The following is a 13724-nucleotide window of genomic DNA, read 5'->3' on the forward strand; positions in this document are numbered from 1 at the left end:
GTGAAAGCGGGCGTAGCATGCGGGGGTGGAACGAGGGTGGGTACACCCGCGCCCCGCGCTCGACCAGCGGCTCGACGGGGCCCTCACACACCGGCTGACCGCGCTCGTCGCGACCGCGGGCTACGGCAAGTCCACCGCGCTGGCGGGCTGGAGCCAGGCCGTGGGCGCCGTGCTGCACCGGCTCGGTCCGGCCGACCGCGAGCTGCCCGCCCTGGCGGGAGCCGTCGCCGCCGAGGTGTCGCGGCGCGTTCCCGAGCTGCCCGCCGACCTGGTGACCGCGGCGGGCGCGCCGCTCGGTCCCGGAGCGGACGAGACATCGAGGGCCGCCGCGCTGGCGGGCGCGCTGGCCGAGGCGCTGGCCGGACGGCTGCGGCGGGGGCTGGTCGTGGTGCTCGACGGGGTGGAGGCGATCGCTGGCGCGCCCGGCCCCGTACGGTACGTCGAGACGCTCGTCAGGGCCGCGCCCCGGCACCTGCACCTGGTGATGGCCGCGCGGGCGCCGCTGCCGTTCCCCACCGCGCGGCTCCGGCAGGACCACGAGGTGCTCGACCTCGACGCGACCGACCTGGCGCTGACCCCGGAGGAGACCGAGGCGTGGGCGCGGGCCGTGCTGGGGGAGCCGGGCGGGGAGGTCGCCGCCGAGCTGCACCGCACCTGCGGCGGCTGGCCGGCCGCCGTGCGGGCCGCGCTCGACACGCTGGCCAGGACCGACGGCTCCGCCTGGCGCTCCACGGTGGCCGGGCTCGCCGCCAACTCCGCCACGCTCGAACGGCTCACGCTGGCCGCGTACGAGGACCTGCCCGCGGCCATGCGCGAGCTGCTGCGGGCCGCGACCGTGCTGCCGATGCTGACCGACGGCCTGGCCGCGACGCTCGGCGCCCCGCCCGACACGCTGGGCGCGCTGGCCGGGCGCGGCCTGTTCCTCGAGACCGCCCAGGACGGCCACCGGCTCACCTCGACCGGCGGCCACGTGCTGGCCAAGCACGCCCCGCTCGACCGGCACGAGGCCCACGACGTGGCCGCCGTGGCCGCCCGCTGGTACGTCGAGCACGACCGTCCCGAGCTGGCCCTGCGCGCCGCCGTCGCGACCGCGCACGCCGAGCTGGCCGCCGCGCTGCTCGACGCGCACGGGCCGCGGCTGGCCGAGCGCGGTGACGTACCGGCCGCACTTGAGTTGCTGCCCGGGTCGGCGCGCGACGCTCCCCCGATGCTCAAGCTGGCCGGCCTCGCCGAGCAGAACCGCGGCCACTGGACGCGCGCCCGCGAGCTGCTCGCGCGGGCCGCCGCGGGCCCCGCGTTCGACGCGCACGTGGCCAGGCGGCTGGCCTTCATCGACCACATGCGCGGCGCGCTCGACTCCGCACTCGCCATGTACGAGCGCGGCCACGCCCACGGCCGCCCGCCCGCCGACGCCGCCATGTGCGCCGCCTCCATGGCGTCGGTGCACTGGCTGAAGGGCGACCGCGCGGCCTGCGCCGAGCTCGCCGACAAGGCACTCGAACAGGCCAGGAGCGCCGGCGACGCGGCCGCGCTGGCGATGGCCAACACGGTGCTGGCCATGCTCGCCGCGCTCGACGGCGACCGCCGCGCCAACGACGCCTATTACCTGCGGGCGCTGGCCTACGCCGAGCGGGCCGGCGACGCCGGCGACATGGTGCAGCTCATCCGCATCCACGCCAACCGGGCTTCCCGGCACCTGGACGAGGCGGCGTACGCGGAGGCGCTGGCCGAGACGGAGATCGCCGGCCGGCTGTCAGACCTGGTGGCCTTCGCCCCCTTCGCCGCCCTCAACGTCTCCAACCGCGCCAAGGCCCTCATCGGCCTCGGCCGCCTGGAGGAGGCCGCCACCGAGGCCGCCGACGCGGTCGCCCGCTGGGAGGCGATGGGCTCGACGCTGACCGGCGCCGGCCTGACCCAGCTCGCCGCCGTGCACGCGCTGCGCGGCGACAGGACCGCGGCGATCGCGCTCTACCGGCGAGTCATCGCCGAGTCCGAGCCGTCGGGCGAGGTGCAGGCGCTCTCGCAGGCGCTCAACGGCCTGGCCGAGCTGCTCGCCGACGACGATCCCGACGAGGCTCGCCGGGTGGCCGCGCGGGCGCTGGAACACGCCCACGGCATCGCGGGCGTGCCCGCGCGGATCGCCGCCGCCCGGGTGGCGCTGTCCGGCGGGCGGCGCGAGGACGTCAGGGCGCTGCTCGACGCGTCCGAGCCGATCGCCGTCGAGCGCCGCGACCACGCCGCGCACGCCGCGATCGCCGAGCTGCGCGCCGAGCTGGACGCCGACCTCGCGCAGGCCGAGGCGGCGGTGCTGCGCTGGTCGGCGCTGGGCGACCCCGTCGGCCTGGCCAGGGCCGAGCTGGTCAGGGCCGCGCTCGCCGACCCCGCGACCGGGGCAGAGGTGGCCGTCGCGGTACGCGAGCGCATGCACGCCATCGGCTGCCGGGCACTCGACGACCGCATCGACGCGCTGGTCACCCGCGCCGCTCCCCCGCGCGCCGCCAAGATCGTCATCGAGACGATGGGAACGTTCCGCGTGCTGCGCGGGGCGGCGCCGATCCCGCGTACGGCGTGGCAGTCGCGCAAGGCGCGTGACCTGCTGAAGATCCTGGTCAGCCGCAGGGGGAGCGGCGTCAGCAGGGAGCGGCTGGTCGAGATCCTGTGGCCCGGGCAGGAGGGCGAGGCGGTCGGGCTGCGGCGGCTGAACGTCATGGTGTCCACGCTGCGGTCGGTGCTCGATCCTGGGCGGGAGTGGCCGCCCGACGAGATCGTGGTCTCGGACGAGGGCGCGTTGCGGCTGGAGTCGGCCCACGTCGACGTCGATGTCGAGAAATTTCTGGATCTGGTGGGGCAGGCCGTTCGGCTCGACCAGGCCGGACGTACGAGCGAGGCCCTCGAACGCTGGGCGGCGGCCGAGACCGCGTACGGCGGGGACTTCTGCGAGGAGGACCCCTACGCCGACTGGGCCGTCGGGCTGCGCGAGCAGGCGCGGCTCGCGTACGTGCAGGCCGCCGCCAGGCTCGCCAAGGCGCGCGCCGCCGAGCACCGCCACGACGAGGCCGCCCGCTACTGGCTGCGGCTGCTCGAACGCGACCGCTACGACGAGCGCGCCCACCTCGGCCTGGTCCGCGTCCTCGACCGGGCGGGCCGCCGCGGCGACGCCCGCCGCCGCTACCGCCTCTACGCCGAGCTGATGCGCGAGCTGGAGGTCGAGCCCGCGCCCTACCCGGCCTGACGACCTGAACCAGACCTGAACCTGGCGGCGAGATCGTGCTCGCATGAGAACGGTCATCGTCCGGCTGGTCGAGCCGGAGCAGTCCGGCGGCCAGCTCCGCGGGCTGCTCGAAGAGGTGGGGGGCGAGCCGGTGCCGTTCAGCGGCGCGGACGCCGTCATCGAGCTGCTGATGGGCGCCGCAGGGCTGACCCGCGATCCGGCCTGAACCTGCCGCGAACCTCGCTCATCACCATCAGTGGTGAGAGGAGGCACGATGAGCGAGCAGGGGAGCGGATGGCCGTTCGTCGGGCGAGGGGGATCACTGAGGGCCGTACGCGACGCGCTGCGGTCCGGCACGGGGATGATGATCGCCGGCTCGGCCGGGGTGGGCAAGAGCAGGCTGGCCGCACAGGCACTGCACGGACTGCGGGGCTACGGGGTCGTGCGGGCGCAGGGCACGGAGACCGCGTCGATGATCCCGTTCGGGGCGTTCGCGCACGTCCTGACCGGGCCGCCGCGCGGCGGCGAGAACCTGCTGCGCTGGGCCGCCCGCCTCCTGCGCGACCAGGCAGGACGCGGCGGGCTGCTGGTCAGCGTGGACGACGCGCACCGGCTCGACCCTGCGTCGGCGGCGCTGGTGCACTACCTCGCCGGCAGCGGCGAGGCCAGGCTGCTGGTGACCGTCAGGTCGGGGGAGCCGCAGCCCGATCCGGTGACCGCGCTGTGGAAGGACGAGCTGCTCGAACGCATCGAGCTGACGCCGCTGACGCCGGCCGAGGTCGGGCAGGTGCTCGCCGGGGCGCTGGGCGGGGAGCTGGCGCCGGCGACCGTACGGCGGCTGGCCCGCGTCAGCGAGGGCAACGTGCTCTACCTGCGCGAGCTGGTGCACGCCGGGCGTACGTCCGGCTGCCTGACCGAGCAGGACGGCGAGTGGCGCTGGCAGGGCGAGCTGTCCATGACGCCGCGCCTGTGCGAGCTGGTCGGCGACCGCATCGGCCACCTCGACCAGGACGAGCGTGAGGTGCTCGAACTGGTCGCGTTCGGCGAGCCGCTGGGCCTCGACCTGCTGGCCGGGCTGACCTCGTCCGGCGCGGTCGAACGCGTCGAGGCCCGCGGACTCATCGCCACCGTGGACGAGGGCAGGCGCGAGCAGCTGCGGCTCGGCCACCCGCTCTACGGCGAGGTGGTCCGCGGCGACTGCGGCACCTTGCGGGCCAGGCGCCGGCTGCGCACGCTGGCCGAGGCGCTGGAGGCCACCGGGCTGCGGCGGCGCGAGGACGAGCTGCGCGCCGCCGTCTGGCGCCTCGACAGCGGCTCGGTCACCGACCCCGGCATGCTCACCTCCGCCGCCCGGCTGGCCTGGGGCCGGCAGGACCCGCGCCTCGCCGAACGCCTGGCCAGAGCCGCCATCGAAGCGGGCGCCGGGGTGGCGGCGGTGGCCGTGCTCGGCGAGGTGCTCATGGTGCTGGGCGAGGCGGGGTCCGCCGTCACCGCTTTACGGCGGGCCGCCCGCGACGCCGTCACCGAGAGCGAGCGCGCCCAGCACGCCCACAGCCTCGGCGTGAGCCTGGCGTGGGCCGGCGCGGACGCCGAGGCGTGCCACGTGCTCGACGTCGCCGCCGCCACCCTGACCGACCCCCGGTGGCGGCAGGAGGCCCACGTCTATCGGGCCGTGGCCGACTGCTTCGCCGGGCGGCTCAGCGCCGCTTCCCGGGCGCTCGACCTGGCCAGGTCGTGCCGGCCCGGCACCGTACGCGGGCGCGTGCACGGGGTCGCGCTGGAGGCGTGGATCCACGCGTACGCCGGGCGCGGCGAGCAGGCTCTGGTCGTGGCCGGGCCCGCCATGGAGACGCTCGACGAGTGGCGGGACGAGGCGCCGCACGCGCTGCCCACCCTCCTGGACGCGCTGTGCGCCGCCCAGACGTTCACCGGGCGGCCGGCGGAGCTTGACCGCATCGCATCGGGCGGGATGGAGCTGCCCGCGGTCGAGCTGTCGATGACCGGGTTCGGCGCGTACCGGGCGATGGCCGCCCGGCTGCGCGGCGACGCCGCCGAGGCGCTGCGGCACTGCCGCGAGGACATCGGGCGGCTGCCCGCGCGCGAGCCCTACCTGGGGCGCTGCCTCGCCGAGCAGGCACACGCGCTGGCCCTGCTCGGGCGGCTCGACGAGGCCGAGCACTCCCTCGCCGAAGCCCACCGCCTGACCGCCCGCTGGGCCTTCACCCGCCAGCACGCGCTGCACGCCGCCGTGTGGGTGGCGGCGGCCGGCGGGGACGTGGCGGAGGCCGTACGCCGCTGCCACGTGGCGGCGGAGCACGCAGAACGCCACGAACTGTACGGCCACCTCCTGTTCACCCACCATGACCTCCTTCGCCTCGGCTCGGGTCTGGCCGGCTCGGCCGGTTCGCTCGCGGGCCCCGGGGCGGGCGCGGCCGACGGGCCTGCGAGTCCTCGGGCGGGGCGGTTCGGTGGGGTCGAGGGGGAGTTGGCGGTGTTGTTCGCGCGGCACGCCCGTGCTCAGGGCGATCCCGACGCGTTGCGCGCGGTCGCGGGTGAGTTCGAGCGGCGCGGCATGCTCCTGTACGCCGCGGAGGCCACCGCGCAGGAGGCCGCCGCCTACCGCGAGTCGGGGCGCGGCACCCTGGCGAGGGGCGCGCAGACCAGGGCGTGCGCGCTGGCCCGCCGCTGCACCGGGGTCTCCACACCGGCGCTGGTGCGGCTCGCCACCCCGGAGCTCACACCCCGGCAGCGCGAGATCGTCCAGCTGGCGGCGACCGGGCTGACCAACCGCCAGATCGCCGACCGCCTCACCCTGTCCACCCGTACGGCGGCGAACCATCTCCAGGCGGCCTACGACAAGCTGGGCGTCAACGACCGCACCGAGGCAGGCCGCCTCCTGACCGCCCTTTAGATGAGCTTGAGGAGGGTCTCGTACAAGGTGTCCCGCTCGCGCTCCGACAACGTACGGTAGGCCTGGCCGGCGCGCCGGTTCGTGTCCGCCTCGATGCCGGCGCGCAGCGGGCCGTCCGCCAGCCCGACGATCTCAGCCGCCGACAGCCCGGCCGCCTGCCAGGCGGCGGCATGCGCATCGGCGCGGTAATACCGCAGCACCGCCAGCCGGTTGAACAACAGCAACCCCGGCGACGCCCCCTCCGGCTCGTACGGCGGTGACACAAGCTCGAAGGCACCCCCTGGCAGCCGTTCGGCCGCATCGACCGCCCGCCCCACCAGCTCGGCCGCCTCCCCCAGGTCACTGCCCGCCCAGACACGCTCGACGGCGGCGGCATGCACCTCGTACAGGCTGTGGATGAAGTCCCGCCCGCCATCCGTCAACCGCAGCACGCCATCAGGTTCCTCGACCAGCGCACCCTGCCGCAGATGCTCAAGCAGATCACCCGCGACCTCGCCGTACCGAAACAACACCTCCAGCCCGCGCCGGGTCAGCGGACGCAACGGAAGGCTGAACCGCAGATCCGACAGGAGCCCCGGCGTCAGCCCGGAGGCGGTGCTGAGGTCGGCGACGGCTCGAACGGCGGAGGCGTGCACATTGACGTTGGCGGCATTGATGACAGGCGCGATCGCCTCCGCGAACGCCGACAACTCCTGAAATTTCGGCATCGCCCCCGATTATCAACCGCCCCCCACCCCTCCGCATCCACTCCACCCAAACCAGACCATTCACCGCACATGGAGAAGGGAGGCGGTGGTTTCACGTGAACCCTGATCACCCCCACACCGCCCGCATCGGCAGGAGAGACGGTGGTGTCACGTAAAGCGGGATCCCCCAGAGCGCCCGCATCGGCGGGAGAGACAGTGGTTTCACGTGAACCCGGATCGCCCCCCAGACCGCCCGCATCGGCGGGAAAGATGGTGGTTTCACGTGAAGCGGGATCGGGGTCCGGACCGCCCGCATGGCGTGGAATGCTAGGCGCATGACGCCGTTCCGTCTGGCCCGCACCGCGGTGTTCGCCGCAGTGTGTCTGGGGCTGGGCGCGGCGGCGCACATGCTCGGCGGTGCCACCGTGCCGGCGGAGGCCGGAGTGGGGGCGTTCGCGTTGGCGTTCGCGGCGGCGTACCCGCTGGCCGGACGCGAGCGGTCGCTGGCGGTGATCCTGCCGCTCCTGGCCGGCCTGCAGGTGCTGCTGCACCTGATGTTCTCGCTCTCCCACGCCGTCCTCCCACCGGATGGCCCCGCTGACCCGCACCACCTGGCCGACCACCTGCACTCTGGGCTCGTACCGAGTCTCGGCATGCTGATCACCCACGGCTGGGCCGTCGGGCTGACCGCGTTGTGGCTGGCGCGCGGTGAGGCCGCGCTCTGGGGGTTGCTGCGCCGGCTGGCCATACGGCTGCTGGTCCTGTGGCTGCCCCTGCTCGTCACGCCTTTCTTCACGCCGCCGGCCACGACCGAGCCGCTCATCCTGCGCTCGGCCGTCCTGCGGTACGTCGTCAGCCGAAGGGGCCCGCCGCGCGTCGTCACCGCCTGACCTGCCGGTCGGGCACGACGTACGTCCCCTTCATCTGACGACCCACCACGCCCGGCAGGGTCTGCTTCGGCATGCCGGGCGGAGAAAGGCCTTCCCATGTTCTCTCGTCATGTCCTCGTGCTCGCGGCCACCGTCGTGGCGCTGACCGCCTGCGGCTCCCCCACCGCGGAACCGACCGCTCCGGCCGCCTCACCGGCCACGTCCACGTCCGCCGTCGCCGCGACCGGTGGGCTGAGCATCACCGACCCCTGGGTGAAGACCACCAAGAAGGGGATGACCGCCGCATTCGGGACGCTGGTCAACGACACCGACCAGCCGATCACCATCGTCTCCGGCACCTCATCCCTCTCCTCGGCGATCGAGCTGCACGAGGTGGTGGAGAACGACGGCAAGATGGTCATGCGTCCCAAGGAGGGCGGGTTCGTGGTGCCCGCCCGCGGCACCCACCTCCTCGAGCCGGGCGGCGACCACATCATGCTGATGGACGTCACCAAGGAGGTCCTGCCCGGCGCGCAGATCCCGTTCACGCTGCAGGTGCAGGGCGGGCAGCCGCTGGAGTTCACGGCCGTCGGCAAGGACTTCGCCGGCGGCGAGGAGGACTACCAGCCGGGGCACAAGTGATCAGCCGCCGCGGCCTGCTCACCGGAGGCGCCGTCACAGCGGCCGGCGCCCTGGTGGGCTGCGCCCCAGCCACCGATCAGCCCGGTACGCCCGCCGCCCCGCAGTCCGCACCGTCCGCCGGCACGTCCACCCGCGCGGGCACGGTCGCGACCGGCATCGATCGGGCCGGTACGCCCGCCCAGGGCGTTGCGGCCGGGACGACAGCGTCACGTACCGAGCCCTTCCACGGCCCCCACCAGGCAGGCGTGGCGACGGAGCCGCAGGCGCACGCCGTCTTCCTCGGCTTCGACCTGCTGCCGGACACCCGCAAGGAGGCCCTCGTACGCCTGCTCAAGCTCCTCACCGACGACGCCGTCCGCCTCACCCAGGGACGTCCGGCGCTCGCCGACACCGAACCCGAACTGGCCGCGAACCCAGCCCGCCTGACCTGCACCTTCGGCTTCGGGCCAGGGCTGTTCAAGGCGGCCGGGACGGAACCGCCGGTGTCACCGCTGCCCCGCTTCACCACCGATCGCCTGGACGAGCGGTGGAGCGGGGGAGACCTGCTGGTGCAGGTGTGCGCGGACGACAACGTGACGGTCGCGCACGCCGTACGGATGCTCGTGAAGGACGCACGGTCGTTCGCCCGCGTACGGTGGGCGCAACGCGGCTTCCGTTCCGCGACCCGGCGCAACCTGATGGGCCAGATCGAGGGCACCGGCAACGCCACTGACCTGGACGAAGCCGTCTGGATCAGCCAGGGCCCGCTGACCGGCGGCACCACGCTGGTGCTGCGCAGGATCCGGATGGCGCTGGAGACGTGGGACGCCGTCGACCGTACGGCCAGGGAGTTCACCATCGGCCGCAGGCTCGACACCGGCGCCCCGCTCACCGGCACCACCGAACGGGACGAACCTGACTACGCCCGGAAGAACCGGCTCGGCTTCCCGGTCATCTCGGAGTACGCCCACATCAGGCGCGCTCACGTGGCCGACCCGGCGCTGCGGCTGCTGCGGCGTCCGTACAACTACGACGACGGCCTGACCCCTGAGGGCAAGCCGGACTCGGGGCTGCTGTTCGCGTCGTACCAGGCGGACATCGACCAGCAGTTCGTCCCGATCCAGCGGATGCTGGCCGAAGGCGACCTGCTCAACGAGTGGATCACCACGATCGGGTCGGCAGTCTTCGCCATCCCACCAGGCTGCACCCCCGGCACCTGGATCGGCGAGCCGCTCCTGACCTGACCACCGTGAGGGCCCTCGCCGCAAAAGCGAGGGCCCTCACGCCTCAGGGCGACGCATGTTCTCACACCCTGTGGACAAACTCGGCTCCCTTCCACCCCACTGTGGACGAATCAGGCCCCTTTCCACCTCAACTCGCGCCCGCACTCACCTGTACCGCACTCACCCGTACCGCCCACCCCCGACCGGCATCAGGGCAGCCGCCAAGGCGTCGGCGAGCGGCTCAAGCTCCTCCACCTCCAACGTCGAGACAGTGAGCCGCAACGCCGGCGGAGCAGCGACGCGATTGCGAGCCCCAGGCGCACAAGCCCACCCCCGAGCAAGCAACCGGGTGATGGCGGTGGACTCGTCGGCGACGGGAATCCACACGTTCAGCCCGCTCCGCCCGTGCGCCGCGATGCCACGCCGCCCGAGCGCGCCGACCAGCCCGTCCCGCCGCCGCCCATAAGACGCCGCCACCGCCGTAGGATCCACCGCATGCGTACGCCACAGGTACGCGACCGTACGTTGCAGCAGGTGACTCACCCACCCGGCGGCCAACCGCTGCCGCCCCCGCAGCCGCCCCAGCGTGACAGGGTCGCCGGTGACCAGCGCGAGCCGCAGGTCGGGCCCGAACGCCTTGGCCGTGGACCGCAGCAGCACCCACCGAGCCGTGGCCCCGGCCAGCGGATGCAGCGGCACGTCCACGAACCCGGCCCCATGGTCGTCCTCGATCAGCAACACCTCCGGATAAGAGCCCAGCACCGCACGCAACTCCACCGCCCGCGCGGAGGTCACGGCGGCACCGGTCGGATTCTGCGCCCGAGCAGTGACCACCACCGCCCGCACGCCGCCACGCAACGCTCGCCCCAACTCGTCAGGGACGGGCCCATCGTCATCCACCCGCACCGGCACAGGACGCAACCCCAGCACGGCGACGAGGTCGAGCAGCGCCGTCCACCCCGGGTCCTCGACCGCGATGGCGTCGCCAGGCCGCAGGTGCCCGGCGAGCACGCGTTCGACGGCGTCGAGAGTGCCCGAGGTGACGGCCAGCGGCCCGGAAGGCACCCCATCGGCCCGCAAGCCCGCACCCGCCAGCGCCAGCAGCTCGTCGTCGTCGCCGGTGCCGTACATGGCGGGCCGCTCCTCGTGCGCCCGCGCGGCGGCGGCCAGGGCGTCGTGCAGCGGCGGCAGGAGACGGGCATCGGGGTTGCCCTGGGACAGATCGCGCACCCCCGGCGGCACCTCGACCCGGATCTCCTCCCTGAGCATGGTCGCCGGCCGCGCCCTGACCCGCGTGCCGCGCCGCCCGGCCGTCTCGATGACGCCGCGCTCGCGCAGCAGCCGGTACGCGGCCGCCGCCGTGCCAGGGCTGACTCCTGCCATGGCGGCCACCTCGCGCACCGGTGGCAGCGTCGCCCCAGGAGGCAGCCGCCCCTCGGACACCGCCACCTCGACCCCCGCCGCGATCTCGCTGGCCGTCGTACCGCCGATCAGGTATGTTTCTGACACAATGCCTATTATGTACTAATACAAAGAGGCGGGCATGTTGATTCACCCCTGGGACGCCGCGAGAACCGACGACGAATGGCGCACCTGGCTCAGCGCCCGAGATTTCGGCCAGATCGCCGTCAACGGCGTGGACGGCGATCCCCCGGTCGTCGTGCCCACCCACTTCCTGTACGACGGCCACGACCACGTGCTGCTCCACCTGGCCCGCCCCAACCCGATCTGGCAGGCCCTGGAGGCCAACCCGGCGGCGGTGGTCAGCGTCTATGACGACTACGCCTACATCCCGACCGGCTGGCGCTCCGACTCCCCCGAGACCGGCGTGCCCACCAGCTATTACGCCTCCGTCCAGCTCATCTGCCAGGCCGAGATCGTGGACGACAAGGAGGGCAAGGCCGACATCCTGCGCCGCCAGCTCGCCCACCACCAGCCCGCCGGCGACCACGGGGAGATCGCGCCCGACGCGGGCCCGTACCACAAGCAGTTGTCCGCCGTGCGCGGCCTGCGACTGCGCGTGACCGGCGTACGCGCGAAGTTCAAATATGACGACCACAAGCCCGCTGACCTCCGCGACCGGGTGGCCGCCGGCCTGGCCGCCCGTGACCTTCCCGGCGACTCCGCCGTCCTCGCTCAGCAACATCGTCGCCGCACCTCCTGACGGGCATCATGGCCGCTGCGCGACGCCGGAAAGCCGCCGACCCACAATCTGTGGATAACCAATGCCCCCTGTGGATAACCCGTCCGAGCGACCTCGCCGAGGACGGTTATCCACAGCCCGCAGAACCCCCGCGCGCGGACCCCGCCCACAGCCTCCAGGGGAGCCTTCCGCACCCCCTGAGCAGCCACCCCCGCGCCGACCAGCGGAGATCCACGTTTTCCCAGCTCAGAGCCGCCATCAACCGGCCGGGCCGACCATCGCCCAGCCGCTGCCCAACACCCCAGGACCGGCCATACCACACCGGAAAAGTCACTAGTACATAACGCCGCAAATTACCCCCCGTCCCCACCTCTGACAGTCGGACCAGGCCGTCATCCACCGCGCCCCTCAACCTGTGGATGAACACCGCCCCGACCACCCCCGGAACCCAAAAGACGGCGGGCAGGTCCCGGCCCCGAGAAGCCGGCCCCCACCCGCCGTCCACAGCCCCCCGTCACCAGGTCCAGTACGACTTGGCCTCCGACTTCCACTCCTTCGGGAAATACTGGTGGATCTTGAAAGCCATCCCCTTACCGCGGGCGATGTACTGATCCCGTTCGAGCTTCCGCGCGATCGGCTTGCCCGGGCTGCCGTTGTTGTCCCACCAGGACTCCCACTGCTTGATGCAGGTCTGATTGCCCAGGTAGCGGTTCGAGCAGGGCGCGGGCGGCGACCAGATCTGGGTGTGCCCGAAGTCGACCACCTTCCCCGACGACTTCTCGGTGATCGTCCCCCACGCCTTCAAGCAGTAGCCCTGGGAGGAGATGCCCCACTTGACGTAGTGCTGACGCCCGGACGTGGCGAGAGTCCGCAGATTTCCACATGTGGCGTCGCCGATCTGCTCCTTGGTGACGCGCAGGGTGTAGTACGTCCCGTTGTCCCGCCACCCGTCCAGCATCAGCCAGTCACCGCTGTGGACGAACTTCTCCCCGTACGCCGGCGGCCACTTCTTCGGGTCACCCCAGCTGATCTCGGACGTCGTGGACGACAGCGGCTTCCACGTCCACTGCCCCGCGACCTGCCCGTCCGCCCAGTGCTGACCGGCGCTGCGCTCGCCGAACCGGGAGTACTGCCCATAGTTCTCGGCCGCCTGCGCGGGCGCCGCCATCCCGCCGAGCATCACGGCCGCCGCCGCCCCCACGACGGCGACGGACCGCGCGCTTCTCCTCTGTTTCCTCACCGCCGGCACGTTACCCACAGCTCCCATAGCCGGGATTCAGATCAAAAATCCTAGAACCGTGGTACAAAGCGTCAGTGAGCGACCGATCAAGGCCACGCAGCGCCCTGTTACTGGTCCTGGGCCTGCTCAGCACCTTCGTCGCCGCCGTGGCCGCCACCTTCACGGTGCTCCTGCAGCCCCCACAGGCGACACCCACCCCAGCACAGACCACTCCAGCACAGACCATCCCGGCGCAGACCACCCCGGCGCAGACCACCCCGGCGCAGACCGTGGACCCGGAGAACGCCGAGTACGACGACTCGCTGGACGACCGCCTCCCCGCCGGCTCCGCCATCCCGCTGACCCTCTCCCCGGCGACCCGCACCCAGCTCGCCACCACCGGCGTCCCTGTGGACGACGCCATCGTCTACCTGGGCATGATCTTCGGCGAGACCCCGCAGGAGGACGAGTTCCACGCCGTCGCCCTCCGCGACGGCCAGCACTACTGGACGGCCCGCGGCGACTCCCCCTGGACCTACCGAGGCCGCTTCGACGCCCGCGTCTGCGCCGCGCCCGTACCCGCCGAGCTCATCAGGGCATGGGGCTCGACGAGCCTGTTCGGCTCCACCGCACCGCCCGGCACCACCCGGCAGCCGAACACGTGCTGACCGAAAACCGTTTGCGGTCCCACCGGCGAGCCCGATAGAAACCACCCAGACGACACAGAGAGGAGGGATAAGCCCATGAAGCCCACGTTCATCGCGCTTGTGCCCTCCCGGGGCTCCGACCACCGCTGAGCCCCGGAGCGGCCAGGCGCCTTCCACCGGAGAGTGCCTAGACC

General features: G+C 73.2%; 11 protein-coding genes. 8 read left to right on the forward strand and 3 right to left on the reverse strand.

The annotated features are described in order from the left end of the window. Positions 1–25: 25 nt before the first annotated feature. Genes AB0K28_RS12855 through AB0K28_RS12865 form a run of 3 tightly spaced genes read left to right on the forward strand, consistent with a single transcriptional unit; the run spans position 26 to position 6122 of the window. Positions 26–3232, forward strand: coding sequence for a BTAD domain-containing putative transcriptional regulator (locus AB0K28_RS12855; RefSeq protein WP_364368649.1), 3207 nt, complete (start codon positions 26–28; stop codon positions 3230–3232). A gap of 43 nt (positions 3233–3275) precedes the next feature. Further along, positions 3276–3437 carry a hypothetical protein gene (locus AB0K28_RS12860; RefSeq protein ID WP_345393211.1) on the forward strand — a complete coding sequence of 54 codons (162 nt, stop codon included), beginning with the start codon at positions 3276–3278 and terminating at the stop codon, positions 3435–3437. 48 nt (positions 3438–3485) lie between these two features. Continuing rightward, the gene (locus AB0K28_RS12865; protein ID WP_364368652.1) at positions 3486–6122 is read left to right on the forward strand and encodes a LuxR C-terminal-related transcriptional regulator; all 2637 of its coding nucleotides are present in this window, start codon (positions 3486–3488) and stop codon (positions 6120–6122) included. On the opposite strand, the gene AB0K28_RS12870 is transcribed toward AB0K28_RS12865, so the two are convergent. Continuing rightward, complete coding sequence (locus tag AB0K28_RS12870; RefSeq protein WP_364368655.1) at positions 6119–6811, reverse strand: hypothetical protein; 693 nt, start codon at positions 6809–6811, stop codon at positions 6119–6121. The two genes, AB0K28_RS12865 and AB0K28_RS12870, sit on opposite strands and share 4 nt — an antisense overlap. 332 nt (positions 6812–7143) lie before the next feature. On the opposite strand from AB0K28_RS12870, the gene AB0K28_RS12875 reads away from it, so the two are divergent. The 3 genes from AB0K28_RS12875 (at position 7144) to AB0K28_RS12885 (ending at position 9542) form a co-directional block, all read left to right on the forward strand. Beyond that, positions 7144–7698 carry an MFS transporter gene (locus AB0K28_RS12875; RefSeq protein ID WP_364368658.1) on the forward strand — a complete coding sequence of 185 codons (555 nt, stop codon included), beginning with the start codon at positions 7144–7146 and terminating at the stop codon, positions 7696–7698. Positions 7699–7794: 96 nt separating this feature from the next. Then, positions 7795–8319, forward strand: coding sequence for a copper chaperone PCu(A)C (locus AB0K28_RS12880; protein ID WP_345393196.1), 525 nt, complete (start codon positions 7795–7797; stop codon positions 8317–8319). Then, positions 8316–9542: a Dyp-type peroxidase gene (locus AB0K28_RS12885; protein ID WP_364368661.1), complete on the forward strand. Its 1227-nt coding sequence runs from the start codon at positions 8316–8318 to the stop codon at positions 9540–9542. Before AB0K28_RS12880 ends, AB0K28_RS12885 begins: the two co-directional genes overlap by 4 nt. Positions 9543–9701: 159 nt before the next feature. Here AB0K28_RS12885 and AB0K28_RS12890 read toward each other — a convergent pair whose 3' ends face one another. Then, positions 9702–11030, reverse strand: coding sequence for an aminotransferase class I/II-fold pyridoxal phosphate-dependent enzyme (locus AB0K28_RS12890; protein WP_364368664.1), 1329 nt, complete (start codon positions 11028–11030; stop codon positions 9702–9704). Between the two features lie 34 nt (positions 11031–11064). On the opposite strand from AB0K28_RS12890, the gene AB0K28_RS12895 reads away from it, so the two are divergent. Further along, positions 11065–11685: an FMN-binding negative transcriptional regulator gene (locus AB0K28_RS12895; protein ID WP_345393190.1), complete on the forward strand. Its 621-nt coding sequence runs from the start codon at positions 11065–11067 to the stop codon at positions 11683–11685. A 493-nt stretch (positions 11686–12178) separates the two neighbouring features. On the opposite strand, the gene AB0K28_RS12900 is transcribed toward AB0K28_RS12895, so the two are convergent. Continuing rightward, positions 12179–12904, reverse strand: coding sequence for a hypothetical protein (locus tag AB0K28_RS12900; protein ID WP_364368667.1), 726 nt, complete (start codon positions 12902–12904; stop codon positions 12179–12181). Between the two features lie 74 nt (positions 12905–12978). Here AB0K28_RS12900 and AB0K28_RS12905 point away from each other — a divergent pair, with 74 nt between their 5' ends. Further along, positions 12979–13551, forward strand: coding sequence for a hypothetical protein (locus tag AB0K28_RS12905; RefSeq protein ID WP_364368670.1), 573 nt, complete (start codon positions 12979–12981; stop codon positions 13549–13551). Positions 13552–13724 lie beyond the last annotated feature (173 nt).

Origin of the sequence: Nonomuraea sp. NPDC049504 (assembly GCF_040676845.1) — a bacterium.
Taxonomy (GTDB): Bacteria; Actinomycetota; Actinomycetes; order Streptosporangiales; family Streptosporangiaceae; genus Nonomuraea; species Nonomuraea salmonea.